The sequence below is a fragment of the Streptomyces sp. NBC_01275 genome (assembly GCF_026340655.1).
Classification (GTDB): domain Bacteria; phylum Actinomycetota; class Actinomycetes; order Streptomycetales; family Streptomycetaceae; genus Streptomyces.
Map to the genome: position 1 here is coordinate 5,788,945 of NZ_JAPEOZ010000001.1, position 14,063 is coordinate 5,803,007.

12 protein-coding genes and 3 tRNA genes are annotated in these 14,063 nt (G+C 73.0%); 12 read left to right on the forward strand and 3 right to left on the reverse strand.

Annotated features, from left to right (window positions below):
* The first annotated feature begins 184 nt into the window (after positions 1-184).
* Positions 185-266: transfer RNA gene (locus OG562_RS25590), tRNA-Tyr, on the forward strand.
* Positions 267-470: 204 nt separating this feature from the next.
* On the opposite strand, the gene OG562_RS25595 is transcribed toward OG562_RS25590, so the two are convergent.
* Positions 471-782 carry a hypothetical protein gene (locus OG562_RS25595; RefSeq protein WP_266401630.1) on the reverse strand — a complete coding sequence of 104 codons (312 nt, stop codon included), beginning with the start codon at positions 780-782 and terminating at the stop codon, positions 471-473.
* A 106-nt stretch (positions 783-888) separates the two neighbouring features.
* Between OG562_RS25595 and OG562_RS25600 the strand changes: the two genes are divergently transcribed.
* Positions 889-1,101 carry a hypothetical protein gene (locus tag OG562_RS25600; RefSeq protein ID WP_266409511.1) on the forward strand — a complete coding sequence of 71 codons (213 nt, stop codon included), beginning with the start codon at positions 889-891 and terminating at the stop codon, positions 1,099-1,101.
* 32 nt (positions 1,102-1,133) lie between these two features.
* On the opposite strand, the gene OG562_RS25605 is transcribed toward OG562_RS25600, so the two are convergent.
* Together OG562_RS25605 and OG562_RS25610 are read right to left on the reverse strand one after the other, a co-directional pair.
* Positions 1,134-1,790, reverse strand: coding sequence for an SDR family oxidoreductase (locus OG562_RS25605; RefSeq protein WP_266401632.1), 657 nt, complete (start codon positions 1,788-1,790; stop codon positions 1,134-1,136).
* 127 nt (positions 1,791-1,917) lie between these two features.
* Positions 1,918-3,222 carry a hydrolase gene (locus OG562_RS25610; RefSeq protein ID WP_266401634.1) on the reverse strand — a complete coding sequence of 435 codons (1,305 nt, stop codon included), beginning with the start codon at positions 3,220-3,222 and terminating at the stop codon, positions 1,918-1,920.
* A 248-nt stretch (positions 3,223-3,470) separates the two neighbouring features.
* On the opposite strand from OG562_RS25610, the gene OG562_RS25615 reads away from it, so the two are divergent.
* From OG562_RS25615 to OG562_RS25660, 10 genes are all read left to right on the forward strand, one after another.
* A tRNA-Thr gene (locus OG562_RS25615) sits at positions 3,471-3,543 on the forward strand.
* 46 nt (positions 3,544-3,589) lie between these two features.
* Positions 3,590-3,662: transfer RNA gene (locus OG562_RS25620), tRNA-Met, on the forward strand.
* An 89-nt stretch (positions 3,663-3,751) separates the two neighbouring features.
* Positions 3,752-3,916, forward strand: a complete 165-nt coding sequence (gene rpmG / locus OG562_RS25625) for a 50S ribosomal protein L33 (RefSeq protein WP_003948671.1) — start codon at positions 3,752-3,754, stop codon at positions 3,914-3,916.
* Positions 3,917-4,035: 119 nt separating this feature from the next.
* Positions 4,036-4,545, forward strand: a complete 510-nt coding sequence (locus OG562_RS25630) for a MaoC family dehydratase N-terminal domain-containing protein (protein WP_266401635.1) — start codon at positions 4,036-4,038, stop codon at positions 4,543-4,545.
* Between the two features lie 7 nt (positions 4,546-4,552).
* Entirely contained in the window at positions 4,553-4,981 is a 429-nt protein-coding gene (locus OG562_RS25635) for a MaoC family dehydratase (RefSeq protein WP_266401637.1), read from the forward strand.
* A gap of 177 nt (positions 4,982-5,158) precedes the next feature.
* A complete protein-coding gene (locus OG562_RS25640; RefSeq protein ID WP_266401638.1) occupies positions 5,159-5,728 on the forward strand; it encodes a TetR/AcrR family transcriptional regulator in 570 nt (189 codons plus the stop codon).
* Between the two features lie 166 nt (positions 5,729-5,894).
* Positions 5,895-7,352, forward strand: a complete 1,458-nt coding sequence (locus OG562_RS25645) for a DHA2 family efflux MFS transporter permease subunit (RefSeq protein WP_266401639.1) — start codon at positions 5,895-5,897, stop codon at positions 7,350-7,352.
* A gap of 222 nt (positions 7,353-7,574) precedes the next feature.
* The gene (locus OG562_RS25650) at positions 7,575-8,630 is read left to right on the forward strand and encodes a UDP-N-acetylmuramate dehydrogenase (RefSeq protein WP_266401642.1); all 1,056 of its coding nucleotides are present in this window, start codon (positions 7,575-7,577) and stop codon (positions 8,628-8,630) included.
* Between the two features lie 393 nt (positions 8,631-9,023).
* Positions 9,024-13,373: a CHAT domain-containing protein gene (locus OG562_RS25655; protein ID WP_266401643.1), complete on the forward strand. Its 4,350-nt coding sequence runs from the start codon at positions 9,024-9,026 to the stop codon at positions 13,371-13,373.
* Positions 13,370-14,035: an RES family NAD+ phosphorylase gene (locus OG562_RS25660; protein ID WP_266401645.1), complete on the forward strand. Its 666-nt coding sequence runs from the start codon at positions 13,370-13,372 to the stop codon at positions 14,033-14,035. Before OG562_RS25655 ends, OG562_RS25660 begins: the two co-directional genes overlap by 4 nt.
* Positions 14,036-14,063 lie beyond the last annotated feature (28 nt).

A 14,063-nucleotide genomic window follows, 5' to 3' on the forward strand; every position in this document is an offset into this window, starting at 1 on the left:
CGGCGTGCGTGGGGGTGGCCGCCGAGCCCGGCGTGGTCCCGGGCCGCATCCGCACAAGCCTAGCCACCCAGCCCCCTCCGGGCGGCGAGGAATCAGGTGGCGAAGCACCCCTGGGCATCGGGTATTGTTTACGTCGTTGCCAGGGAGCACCGCCGAAAAGCGGTTCGAATCGGCGGCAAACCCCGGCGGTGTGCCCGAGCGGCCAAAGGGAGCAGACTGTAAATCTGCCGGCTCAGCCTTCCCAGGTTCGAATCCTGGCGCCGCCACGCTGAGAACGAAGGGTCCGTGACCTGCTTAAACAGCAGGTCACGGGCCCTTTGTCGTGCGTCCATGAGAGCGGTGCGCTGTCTCAAACCGTCCCGCGCTCGATCACTCGCACCTGCATGGTCCCTCGTCGCGGTCGACGCAGACGCCGCAGAACAACCTGCTGTTCGACGGCTCGCCGCACAAGGTGCGGGGGGCGGGCCCCTTCACCCTCCCTCAGAGGGCTCAGAGGGGTCCTCCGGAGCCTCGGCCGCGGGCGACTTCGCCGTCCGCTTCACCTCCGCCTCCACGTCGTTACGGGGCCTGCCCTCGTCCTTGGCGTATTCGGTCACCGCGGCCTGGTTGTCGCGGGCGAGGTCGCGCCAGGCGCGCCAGGCGGTTTCGTAGGTGTCGGTCTGGGTCTCCGACCAGGGGGCGGCCGTGGGCGCGCCGTAGGCGTCCCGTAGTTCCTCGACCCTCGCGTGCGCCTCGTCGGCCGCGCGCTGCTTCTCCACGAGTTCCTCGAAGGTATGTGCCACGTGTACGGATGCTAAGCAGGTCAGCGCACTTGCGCGCGGTGAGCGCGCGCGTGCCGCGACGCCGTACCCGCGTGGCCCACTGGGGCACACTGGCTCCATGTCGCCCATGTCCAGCCGCCGCAGAACGTGCCCCGAGTGCCGTCGAGAGATCGCCGTCGTCGCCGGACGGTTCGCCCGGCACGACCCGCCCGGCGCACGGGACAGCGGGGAGCTCGTCTCCTGCCCCGGCTCCCGCCGGACGGCACAACTGGGCGCGGCCCAGCCGTCGTTGGACGGCTACGTCCTCCCGGAGTTCCCGGGGCAACTCCCCTTGTTCTAGTCCGTCCCCTTGTTCTACTCCGCCCGTTCTCCTCAGTTCCCCGCCACCGACTTCACCGCCACCGACACCGGCGTCGAGCCGCTGATCAGCTCCAGGGTGAGGCCGGACGTTGCGGGGGTGTCCAGGAGTTCGGCCAGGGCGGCGGCCACGTCGTCGCGCGGGACCTGGCCGCGGCCCGTGTGCGCCTCGAGGCGGACGAGGCCCGTGCCGGCGTCGTTGGTCAGTGCTCCGGGGCGCAGGATCGTCCAGTCGAGGGCGTCCAGACCCTGCACGTACGCGTCCGCCTCGCCCTTGGCGCGCTGATAGACGTCGAAGATGTCGTCGCCCGGGTGGGCGGGGTCCGCGCCCATGGACGACACGACCACGAAGCGCCGTACGCCCGCCAGGACCGCCGCGTCGGCGAACAGCACGGCCGCGCCCTTGTCCACCGTGTCCTTGCGGGCCACCCCGCTGCCCGGGCCCGCGCCCGCCGCGAACACCGCCGCGTCCGCGCCCCGCAGCCGCTGTGCGACCTCCTCGACCGACGCCGACTCCAGGTCCAGGACGATCGGTTCGGCGCCGGCCGCCCGCAGATCGTCGCCCTGCTCGGCCTTGCGGACGATCCCCGCGACCTCGTCGCCGCGCGCGGCGAGCAGACGCTCCAGCCGCAGCGCGATCTGACCATGACCACCAGCGATGACAATGCGCATGCTTCCGACCGTACGCCCGCCCGGCCCCGTCCGCCGAACGACGTCGACCGACCACCGACACCCAGGTCCCACCGCCCCAGCCTCACCAAAGCCCCCCGAGCAGCCGCGCGAACAGCCACGAACAGCCCTACGACAACTCGCCCTGCCCCCGCCCCTGCCGCGGCAGCCCCAGCTCCGCGGCCGCCGCCGAGTCGCAGTACTCGCGTACCGCGCTCGTCCGGGCCACCACGCGCCCCCGGTGGATCACGATCCGGCTGTACGCCAGCGACAGCGCGCCCGCCAGCCGGTCGCCGCGCACGGCCAGCAGGTCGGCCGGGAAGCCCGCCTCCACGCGGACCTCGGGCAGGCCCAACACGGCCCGTGCGGACGTGCTCACGGCGTCGTAGGCGTCCTCGGGGCGCAGACCGTGACGGGAGGCGAGCAGGTAGGCGGCCTCCAGGGGGTCGCCGCGGCCGACCGGGTTGGACACGTCCCGCAACGCCCCGCTGCCGGCGGCCACGCGCACCCCGGCGGCGCGCAACAGGCGTACGGGTGCGGGCCCGCGCCGTTCCGCGCCCCCGCAGCCGCCCTGGGGCAGGCACACCACCGTCACGCCGGCCGCGGCCAGTTGGTCGGCGCTGCGGGCGAGGGCCTCCGCGGGGAGGCGGTCGAGGCCGCCGCAGGGGCTGAGGGCGACTCCGGGGCGCAGGCCGCCGGCCATCGCGGCGAGGCGGGCGAGGCGGGCCGGGTCGGCGGCGTCGGTGTGCAGGTCGACGGGGCAGCCGTGCTCGGAGGCGACCTCCAGGACGGCTTCGACGTACCCCGTCGGATCGGGGTCCAGGTCCGGGCAGCCGCCCACCACGGAGGCGCCCATCTTCACCGCGTCCCGCAGCATCGCGAGCCCCTCCGTTCCCGCCGCCCCGGTCAGCACCCGGGGCATCGCCACCGCCGTCAGCTCGGCGAGCCCGCGCAGCGCACGCCGGGCCTGCAGTACGGCGGCCAGCGCGCCGAGCCCCTGGACGCCGCCCACCCGCACATGGGCGCGCAACGCGGTCGCGCCGTGGCCGAGTTGCAGCAGCGCGGCCTCGGTGGCCCGGCGCTGGACGTCCTGGGCGGCGTACGAGACCGGGCCGTCGGCGTCGGCCGTGAGCGCGGTGTCGGCGTGGGCGTGGGGTTCGGCGGGGGCCGGGAGCAGGAGGTAGCCGCCGAGGTCGACGCGTGCGCCGCCACCGCGGGCCGGACCGGACGCCAGGCTGCCGGCCGTGCCGACCGCCTCGATGCGCCCACGGCCCAGCCGTACGTCCACGGTCCGGCCGTCCGTCAGACGCGCCCCGCACAGCAGGAGGGCCGCCGGCTCCGACTGCCCTCCCGAAGGGCCGGAGGAGGCGCCGGACGAGGACGAGGACGAGGACGAGGACGACGGCGGGGGCGGCTGCGGCTGGCTGTCGGGCATCGCGCTCCAGGGGCGGTGGGGCAGGCCGAGGGGGCTCGGGCAAGATCACGCAGAGTGAGTCGAGCCTAGGGCGGAGGGCCGGCGCCGGCGGGGAGGAGCGCAATAGTCGTACCGGTGTGGTCCGCCGTGCGGGAGGGGCTCGGGAGGCCGCCGGGACCTTGGGGAAACGGCCGCCAGGACGCCCCCGGAGGACCCCGCGAAACGGATTTGGGTGAACGGCGGCGGACCGTGTAATGTCTTCATCGCTCGCCCCAATAGCTCAGTCGGTAGAGCGTCTCCATGGTAAGGAGAAGGTCTACGGTTCGATTCCGTATTGGGGCTCTGGTGGGTGAGGTTCCCGTCGCAAGGCGGGACCTGATCCCATCAAAGCGGTGTAGCTCAGTCGGTAGAGCAAGCGGCTCATAATCGCTGTGTCACCGGTTCAAGTCCGGTCACCGCTACTGACAGTAGCCGATTGTGGGGTCGGTCCTTCGATCGGCTACTCTTTTATGCGTTAATAAGTCCCATCCGTTCGTCAAGGAGCACTCCTGTGGCTGCCACCGACGTCCGCCCGAAGATCACGCTGGCCTGCGTGGAGTGCAAGGAGCGGAACTACATCACCAAGAAGAACCGGCGTAACAACCCGGACCGACTGGAGATGAAGAAGCACTGCCCGCGTTGCAACGCGCACACCGCGCACCGCGAAACGCGATAAATCAGGCTCGTATGCGAGGCCGTCCCCGAGTGATCGGGGGCGGCCTCGCGTCGTTGAACCCGTTGCACGATCCGTACCGGTCAGCAGAGCAAGAGAGCAAGCAGGAGGTGCCGACGCCCATGGCGCTCGACCAGTCCTTCGTAGGGCGGATCTACCCGCCCACCGATCCCTATGAGGTCGGCCGGGAGAAGATCCGTGAGTTCGCGGAGGCCGTGGGGGACACCAACCCGGTGTACACCGACCCGGAGGCCGCCAAGGCGCTCGGGTACGCCGATGTGATCGCCCCGCCGACCTTCGTGTTCTCGATCACCTTCAAGGCGGCCGGGCAGGTCGTCCAGGACCCCCAGCTGGGCCTGGACTACGGCCGCGTGGTGCACGGCGACCAGAAGTTCGCCTACAAGCGCCCGGTGCGCGCCGGTGACCGGCTCACGGTCACCTCGACCATCGAGGCCGTCAAGTCCATGGCCGGCAACGACATCCTGGACATCCGCGGCGAGGTCCACGACGAGGCCGGCGAGCACGTCGTGACCGCCTGGACCAAGCTCGTCGCCCGCGCGGCGGAGCCCACGGGCTCCACGGTCCCTGCGGGCTCCACGGGCTCCACGGGCTCCAAAGAAGGGGAGGCGTGAGGAACCGATGACGGCGAAGATCGCTTACGACGACGTCGAGGTCGGCACCGAGTTGCCGGCCCGCTCCTTCCCCGTGGACCGCGCCACGCTGGTCCGCTACGCGGGCGCCTCCGGGGACTTCAACCCCATCCACTGGAACGAGAAGTTCGCCAAGGAGGTGGGCCTGCCGGACGTCATCGCGCACGGCATGTTCACCATGGCCGAGGCGATCCGCGTCGTCACCGACTGGACCGGCGACCCGGGCGCGGTCGTCGACTACGGCGTCCGCTTCACCCGGCCGGTCGTCGTGCCGAACGACGACCAGGGCGCCGTGATCGAGGTCACCGGCAAGGTGGCCGCCAAGCTCGACGACCACACCGTCCGGGTCGACCTGACGGTGACCAGCGGTGGACAGAAGGTGCTCGGGATGTCCCGGGCGGTCGTACGGCTGGGCTGAGAGCTCGCGTGTCGCGTGATGTAAGGGGCGTTCCTCCAGGGGAAGCGCCCCTTACTCGTAACAGGCAGTCACCTGGACGGGCGCTCCTTACCGGCCGCGCCTGTGATCCGCCTCTCCTTGCGTCTCGCCCACGACACCCCCTTGACGTAGTTAGTGATTGGGCACTAACTTTGCCGCATGGTCAGGATGAGCGCAGAAGAGAGGCGCGAGAGCGTCGTCCGCGCGGCGATGAGCGAGTTCGCCCGGGGCGGCTATCACGGCACGTCCACCGAGGCGATCGCCAAGCGGGTGGGTGTGTCGCAGCCGTATCTCTTCCGGCTCTTCGCGGGCAAGAAGGCGATCTTCCTGGCGGCGTCCGAGAGGTGCCTGGAGGACACCGTGCACACCTTGGAGAAGGCCGCCGAGGGGATGGAGGGCGAAGAGGCCCTGCATGCCATGGGCAACGCGTACACCAGGGTCATCGCGGAGCAGCCCGAGCGGCTGCTGATGCAGATGCAGATGTACGTCGCGGTGGCCGCCGCCGAGGCGGAGGGCGACCACGAGTTCGGCGAGGCCGTGCGCGCCGGGTGGATGCGGCTGTGGGACGCCGTCCATCTGCCGCTCGGCGCCGACCTGAACGACACGACGACTTTCATGGCGTACGGCATGCTCATCAACTGCCTGGTGGCCATGGGGTTTCCGGCCGGGCATCGGGTGTGGGAAGGGCTGTATCCGTCGGCGCGGGTCGAGGGCCGGCTGGAGAAGTAGGTTCCGTGGGTTCGGGGAAGGGCGTGGGCGCTTTTTCCTGGGCAGGAAAGTTAGTCATCAATAACTAACCAAAGATCGATCATCCTCTGGGGGAGCGATGTCAAAGGCAGTGGAAGACACGGCGGCAGGGCAGACAGCCGTTGGGCAGGCCCCGGGACGCGGGAGCATGGTCTGGGCGCTCGTCATCACCAGCGTCGCCGGGTTCATGGCGGCTCTCGACAACCTCGTCGTCACCACCGCGCTGCCGTCCATCCGCAAGGACCTCGGCGGAGCGCTGGGCGACCTCGAATGGACCGTGAGCGCGTACACGCTCACCTTCGCCGTGCTGCTGATGTTCGGCGCGGCGCTCGGCGACCGGTTCGGCCGGCGGCGGATGTTCCTCGCCGGGCTCACCGTCTTCACCGCCGCCTCCGCGGCCGCGGCGATGGCGCCGGGCATCGGCTCCCTCATCGCCGCGCGTGCGGTGCAGGGCGTCGGCGCGGCGATCATGATGCCGCTCACGCTCACCCTGCTCACGGCCGCCGTGCCCGTCGCCAAGCGTGGGATGGCGTACGGCATCTGGGGCGCCGTCAACGGCCTCGCCGTCGCCTCCGGGCCGCTGATCGGCGGCAGCCTCACCGAGCACGTGTCCTGGCACTGGATCTTCTGGCTGAACGTTCCGCTGGGCCTCGCCCTGCTGCCGCTGGCCCGCCTGCGCCTCGCCGAGTCCCACGGCACCGGCGCCCCGCTCGACTTCCCCGGCACCCTGCTCGCCAGCGGCGGACTCTTCGGGATCGTCTACGGCCTGGTGCGCGGACCGGCCGACGGCTGGACCAGCCCGCTGGTGCTGACCGGGCTGGTGGCGGGCGGGGTGCTGCTCGTCGCGTTCGTGCTGCACGGACTGCGTGCCAAGAACCCCATGCTGCCGATGCGGCTGTTCCGCTCCAGGGCCTTCGCCGGGATCAACGCCGCGAGCCTGCTGATGTTCCTCGGGATGTTCGGGTCGATCTTCCTGCTCAGCCAGTACATGCAGGGCGTCCTCGGCTACTCGCCCACCGAGGCGGGCCTCAGGATGCTGCCGTGGACCGGCATGCCGATGCTCGTCGCGCCGATCGCCGGCATCCTCTCCGACCGGATCGGCGGCCGGCCGGTCGTCGCCGCCGGGCTCTTCTTCCAGGCCGTCGGCCTCGGCTGGATGGCCGCCGTGGTCACCGTCGACGCCTCCTACCCGGTCCAGCTGCCCGGACTGATCGTCAGCGGCATCGGCATGGCGCTGTTCTTCGCCCCCGCCTCCAACCTGGTGATGTCCAGCGTCCGGCCCCAGGAGCAGGGCATCGCCTCCGGCGCCAACAACGCGCTGCGGGAGGTCGGCGGCGCCCTCGGCATCGCCGTCATGGCGTCGATCTTCTCGGCGCAGGGCGGCTACGAGTCCGGCCAGTCCTTCGTCGACGGCCTGCGGCCCGCGCTCGTCACCGGCTCGGCGGTCGTCGCCCTCGCCGGGGTCGCGGCCCTGCTGATTCCGGGGCGGCGACGGGCGGGGCAGGGCGGGACGGCAGCCGAGACGGAGACGGCCGAGACGGGTGCCCCTTCGGGGACCGGGGCGGTGTCCGAGGCGACGCCCGCCCTGGAGACCGCCGGGCGGTGACTTCGGTCGGCTGACCTCTGTTCGCTGACCTTTGTTCGCCGGCTTCGGTTCGCTGGCTTCGGTTCGCCGGCTTCGGTTCGTTGACCTCGGTTCGTTGAACGGCACGCGCGCGTACGGCCCCGTCGATGGCGACGGGGCCGTACGCGCGTGTGGAGGCGTGAAGAGCGGGGTGGCGCAAGTGGGCGGGACCGGGTGTCGGTGGGGTCTCGTAGGCTTGGGCGTGTGCTGGAACTTCACGATGCCCCGCTCGCGCCGCTGACCACCTTCCGGTTGGGCGGTCCCGCCACCCGGCTGGTGACCGCGACGACCGACGCCGAGGTGGTCGCCGCCGTCCGCGCCGCCGACGCCGACGGCACTGCGCTGCTGCTCGTCGGCGGCGGCTCGAACCTGGTCATCGGCGACAAGGGCTTCGAGGGCACCGCCCTGCGCATCGCCACCCGGGGCTTCGAGCTCGACGGCACCCGGCTGGAGCTGGCCGCCGGCGAGGTGTGGACCGACGCCGTCGCCCGCACCGTGGAGGCCGGACTCGCCGGCGTCGAGTGCCTGGCCGGCATCCCCGGCTCGGCCGGCGCCACCCCGATCCAGAACGTGGGGGCGTACGGCCAGGAGGTCTCCGCCACGATCACCGAGGTCGTCGCCTACGACCGCCGAGCCGGCGAGACGGTCACCCTCGACAACGAGCAGTGCGCCTTCTCCTACCGGCACAGCCGCTTCAAGGCCGACCCCGAGAGGTACGTCGTCCTGCGCGTCCGCTTCGAGCTGGCGGACGCGGACGGACTGTCGGCGCCGATCAAGTACGCCGAGACGGCCCGGGCGCTGGGCGTTGAGCCCGGCGACCGCGTCCCGCTGGCCGACGCCCGCGAGACCGTGCTGAAGCTGCGCGCGGGGAAGGGCATGGTCCTGGACGCCGAGGACCACGACACCTGGTCGGCCGGGTCGTTCTTCACCAACCCGATCCTCACCGACGCCGACTTCGCGGTGTTCCACGCGCGCGTGCAGGAGCGGCTCGGCGACGACGTGCAGCCGCCCGCCTATCCGGCCGGCGAGGGGCACGCCAAGACCTCCGCGGCCTGGCTGATCGACAAGGCCGGCTTCACCAAGGGCTACGGCAGCGGGCCCGCCCGTATCTCCACCAAGCACACCCTCGCGCTCACCAACCGCGGGGCGGCCACCACGGAGGACCTGCTGGCGCTGGCCCGCGAGGTCGTGGCCGGGGTGCGCGAGGCGTTCGGGATCACGCTGGTCAACGAGCCCGTGATGGTGGGCGTCGGGCTCTAGCCCCCCGGCAGGAACAGCGCCCCCGGCAGGAACAGCGCCCCCGGCAGGAACAGCGCCCCCGGCAGGAACAGCGCCCCTGGAACAGCACCGCCTCCCGGAAGAGCACCGCCCCCCTACAGCGCCCCCCGGCACACCGCCCCCGCACCGAGCCGACGCCCACCACACCGCCCGTTGGGCGGGGGCGGCCGCGGGCCCTGGGCCTCCCCCGATCCGTAGCCCCGGCGGCCGCGGGCGCCCCCTCGTCGATGGTGGGCCCTGTCCATGTCGCCTCGCTGCCCCACAGTCCGGTTGTTTACCGGCTGGGACGGCTGAAATACGGCCGAAAGCACCTCGCGGCCCTCCGGCCGACGCCAGTATGTGGGGCGAACGGGATCCGGGGAGGCGCGCGTGACGGTGAGCGGGACGCAGGGGAGTGCCGGGGAAACGGGCGGGACGGAAGAGACACCAGGGGGAGCAGGGGAAGGCCAAGGGGAGGACCAGGGTCTGTTCGCGCGGGCCGTCGTGCTCAGCCGGGAGTGGGCCGCCGCGTCCGCCTCCGCCCGGGGATCCGGCACGGAGTCCGCGGCCCCCGTCTCTCCCACCCGCCCCGACGCCGTCGCGACCGACCGCATGCTGCGGGAGCTGGCGGAGGCCGAGCCGACGGTGGGGGAACGGGAACGCGGGGCCTTACGGATGGCGCGGGGGAGCCTGCTGGGGCTGCGGTATCTGGCGGGCGGGGCCGCGGAACCCGTCGAGGAGCGGGCCGAGGCGATCGCGCTGCTCCGGGAGGCCCGGGCGGCCGTACCCGTCACGGAGCGGGAGATACGGTCCCGTGAGGCCGTACTCCGGCTGATGATCCGGCTGTTGATGCCGGACCTCCCCTCCTTGCAGGGGCAAGGGCAGGGCCGGCAGGGCTACACCGAGATGATGAAGATCGGGGCCGCCTATCTGACGCCCGACGGGTCCCTGCGGGACGACCTCGCCGAGGTCGGGACGCTTCTGGAGGAACTCGCCGAGACGGCCGATCCCGCGGACCGCCCCGAGCTGGAGCGCTGGATCAAGACCATGCGACTGCTCGGCGGCGCGACCGGCGACCGGGCCTCGCTGCTCGAACTGGGCGCCCAGATGGAGACGTTCGGGGCGATGCCGCCCCACCTCGCGTCGGCCATGGGCGCGGCCATGGAACTCCTCAAGGCGATGCCCGACGACGCCTCGACCGCGACTTCCGCCCCCACTTCCGCCCCCACTTCCGCCCCCGACATCGCGGACCTGGTGGCGCACTACGCGGACGAGTTGCTGCCCGTCATGGAGCTGATGGCGCCCGGAATCCTGCGACGAGAGGAGTTCGAGCAGGCGGCCGCGGGCCTGCCGCAGGACACCTGGCAGGAGCAGATCACCGCCGGTCTGATCCGTATGGGCATCGCCCTGCGCGACGGCGACGCGGAGCGTCTGGTCGAGGCGGGGGAGCCGCTGCTGGAGGCGTTCCGCGACGGGAACGTCCCCGCCGGGGTGTCGCCGGTCCTGCTCGCCGGTCTGCTGTCGGGCTCCGCCCTGGTCGGCGGCAACCGCGAGGACACAGCGGCCATGTACCGGCTGCTCACCGAGAACTTCGGCCGCGGGGACGTCGTACGGGACATGCCGCCCGGGCCGATGGGCAGGGAACTGGCCGATTCCGGCCGGGCCCTGCTGCTGCATCAGCGGATCAGCGAGGTGGACGACGACGACCTCGACACGCTCGACGACATCGCCGAGGTCCTGCTGGACATGCGCCGGGAGCTGACCGACGACGACAGCTCGGCGACGCTCGTCCTGTTCAACCTCGGCGCGCTGCAACTGCGCCGGGCCATGGCCATCGGACGGGCGGGCGGGACGGTGGGGCCGCCGCTGCGGCGGGCGCTGATGTATCTGCGGGAGGCGCAGGAGCACCCCGGGACGCCGGTCGCCCTGCGCGGGGTCATGGCGTCGGCCGGGACCATGATCAGCGCGCTGGAGCAGTATGTGGACCCGTCCTCCCGGACCGTCCTCGCGGAGGTCGAACGGGTCCGCGCCTCCCTCGGCGGCACGGTGGTCTTCGCCGACCAGGACATCCGGACCCGGCTCGGCATGGCCCTCGCGCTCAACGTCGAGCACGAGCGCCACGGCGATCCGGCCGCGCTCGACGCGGCGCTGCGCGAGCTGGAGACCGCCCGGGCCGCGATCACCGACCGCACCGGCTGCGCCACCGCCCAGGAGGTGTACCGGGAGCTGGCCGTCCTCCACCGGCGTCGAGGGGCCCCCGGCGACACCGAGCGAGCGCTGGAGGCGACCGAACTGCTGCTGGAGAGGGTCGCCGAGGACGTGCTGCTGCAGATCGGCGCCGAGCACGGGCTCGCGGCCGCCCGGGTCGCCGCCGACCGGGGCGTCACGGCGGCCGCTTGGGCGGCGGAGGCGGGCGACGCGGCCACCGCGCTGCGGGTCCTGGAGGCCGGCCGCGCGCTGGTGCTCCGGGCCGTCGCGGCCTCCGCGAGCGTGCCGGAGCAGCTCGACGAGCACGGCGAGCACGGACTCGCCGCGCAGTGGCGGGAGGCGGCGCGCGCGGGCGACGCCGCCGAGTCCCGCCGAGACTCCCGTCCCGGACAGACCCCGGACACCCTCATCCCCAGCACCCTGCGCCGCCGCGCCCTGAGCGCCCTGCGCCTGCGGACGGCGTCGGCCGGAGCCCCGAACGGATCCAACGTGCCGCACGGGCCGGACTGGCAGCAGGTCGCCGACACGGCCCAGCGCGTCGGCGTGGACGCGGTCGTCCACCTCCTCGTGGGCGACGGCGACGGGCCGGGCTGGGCGCTGGTCGTACGGCCCGGCATGGCGCCTCTTCCGCTGGCGCTGGCCGGGCTGGCCGCGGCGGAACGCGGCCCGCTGGAGCGGTACCTGGACGCGGCCCGTGACCGTTCCCTGCTCACCGCGCCCGGCGTCTCCCTCGCGGCGCCCGGGCGCGCCGAGGCGGTCGCGGTCTGGGAGACGGCCCTGGAGGCGCTGTGCGACTGGGCTGGACCGGCCGTGATGGGGCCGGTCCTCGACGCCGTACGGCCCGGGCGGCCCGCGCGGCGTGAGGATCCGGTGCGGCTGGTGCTGCTGCCCGCCGGGAACCTCGGATCCGTGCCCTGGCACGCGGCCCGGCTCGGCGGACGGGCGAAAGAGCCGGGATCCACGGCGGACCGGGCCGTGTACGCCGTCGACCTCGCCGTCGTCAGCTACGCGGCCTCGGGGGCCGAGTTCCTACGATCCTCCGCACGCGCCCGGCTGCCGCTGGCCGCCGATCCCGTCCTCGTCGCGGACCCCCGCGCCACCCTGCCCTACGCGGAGCACGAGATCGACGGACTGCGGGCGTCCTTCTACCCGGACGCGCGCTGCTACGGCTACTTCGTGCGCAACATGTGGGACGTCGACGGCGCCCCCGACGAACTGCTGCCGCTGCTGCCCGGGGGTACCGCCGACCGGCCCGCCTCGCTCGTGCAGCTCAGCGTGCACGGGTTCGCCGGGGGCCGGCCCACCGTCTCCGGGCTCCTGCTGCACGCGCGGAACGACGAGAAGGCGAGGGACGGGGACGATGCGGGCGTGCTCACCGTACGGCGGCTGCTCGGGGCGCCCGCGAGCGAGGCGCACGGCCGGGACGGCGGGAGCGCGGCCGGGCCGCTGGTGGTGCTCAGCGCCTGCGAGACCGACCTCAGCTCCCGTGACCACGACGAGGCGCTCACCCTCACCACCGCCTTCGTGGCCCGTGGGGCCGCGGACGTGATCGGCTCCAAGTGGGGCCTGGACGACGCCAGCGCGGCCGTACTGATGTACGTCGTCCACCACTTCCTCACCGAGGGAGCGGACCCCGCGCTGGCGCTGCGCCGTACGCAGCTGTGGGCGCTCGATCCCGCCGCCCGTCCTCGGCGTCTGCTCCTTCCCCGGCCGCTGGCCGCTCGGGTGAAGAGCGACGCACGACTGCCCGTGGCCGCCTGGGCCCCCTTCATCCACCAAGGAAATCCCGCACCCGCACCGGCCCGACCCGGAGGGGACACTTTGGACACCAACGAGCTGCTGACCCTGCTCGTCCGTCACCGCGAGGAACTCAGGCAGTGGCTGGACGACGACCAGTACCGGACCTTCCTGACCATGCTGGAGCGGCTGCGCGAGGCCGGCGACGACCCCGAGCGGGCCACGATGGCCGCGACGGCCGTCGTCCGCTCGCTGTGGCCCGTGCCCGACGAGGCCGAACTGGCCCAGGCGCTGCACGTCTACAGCCGTTCGGCCGCCGTGGCCGCCGCCGTGCCGTCCCAGGACGCGCTGGTCGCGGCCCTGGAGGCGCTGTACGCGGCGCCGTCGGCATCACCGCCACCTGATCCCGCCCCTGATCCCGCCCCTGGCCCTGACTCCGACCCCGTGGCCGCCGTCATCGCCGCCGCCAAGGCGAGGCTGCTCGCCGAGCCCTCGCGGGCGGCCGCTCCCGCCGGGAGCCCGTCCGCCGGGTCGGGTCCCGCCGACGTCATCGTGCTGGCCGACCCGCAGGCCGGTCCCCGCAGCCCCGAGTTCCAGTTCGACCCGGACACCGGACGGCCGAGGGACATCGTCGTGCGCGTCAATCGCATCCTCCTCGCCGACCGCGACCCCTGGGGCGCCGCCGACTGGTGGCTGGGCGGCAACTCCTGGCTGGGCGGGCGGCCCGCCGCGCTGCTCGGACAGGTCCCGGACGACCGGCTGGCGGACGCCGCCCTGGCTCTCGTAGAGGAGGGCCGATGACGCGGCAGCTCCCCCCGGAGGTCGCCATGGCGCCCCGGGCCACGGTCCTCCCGGCCGGTACCGCGCTGTGGCGCTGTCACCGCAGCGGCTACCCGGCGACCGGCTTCAAGAGGGTCGAGGCGCACACCCTGTTCGGCGGCAGCCGCTTCGACTGCACGGCCGACGACCCGTACCCCTACCTCTACGCCACCCTCGAACCCACCACGGCCCTGGCCGAGGTGCTGCTCAGGTCCATGGACTTCGACCCGATGCTGGGCAGCAGGCTCGTGCCGTGGGCGCAGGCGAGCCGGTACACGCTGGCGAAGATCGTCACCACGGTCGATCTGACGCTCGTCTCGCTGCGGGCCGAGGAGGATCTGGCGGCCGTGTGCCAGGACAGCTGGCTGCTCGACTCCGAACCCGACGACTACCCGCGGACCCGCTACTGGGCGCAGGAGCTGCGGCGGCAGGCGAAGGACGCGCAGGGGCTGCTCTGGCAGTCGCGTCGGCACCGGCCGCGTGGGGCGCTGGTGCTGTTCGGGGACCGCTGCGGCGACGAGCCGTTCGCGAGCGGTACGGCGGATACGGCGGTCAGCCACGACCTCGCCACGCCCGCGGGCCGGGACGAGGCGAACCGGCTGCTGGCCCCGCTGCGCGCCGCGATCATGCCCCGGCAGGACTGAGTAGGACTGAGCCGGACTGAGCAGGACG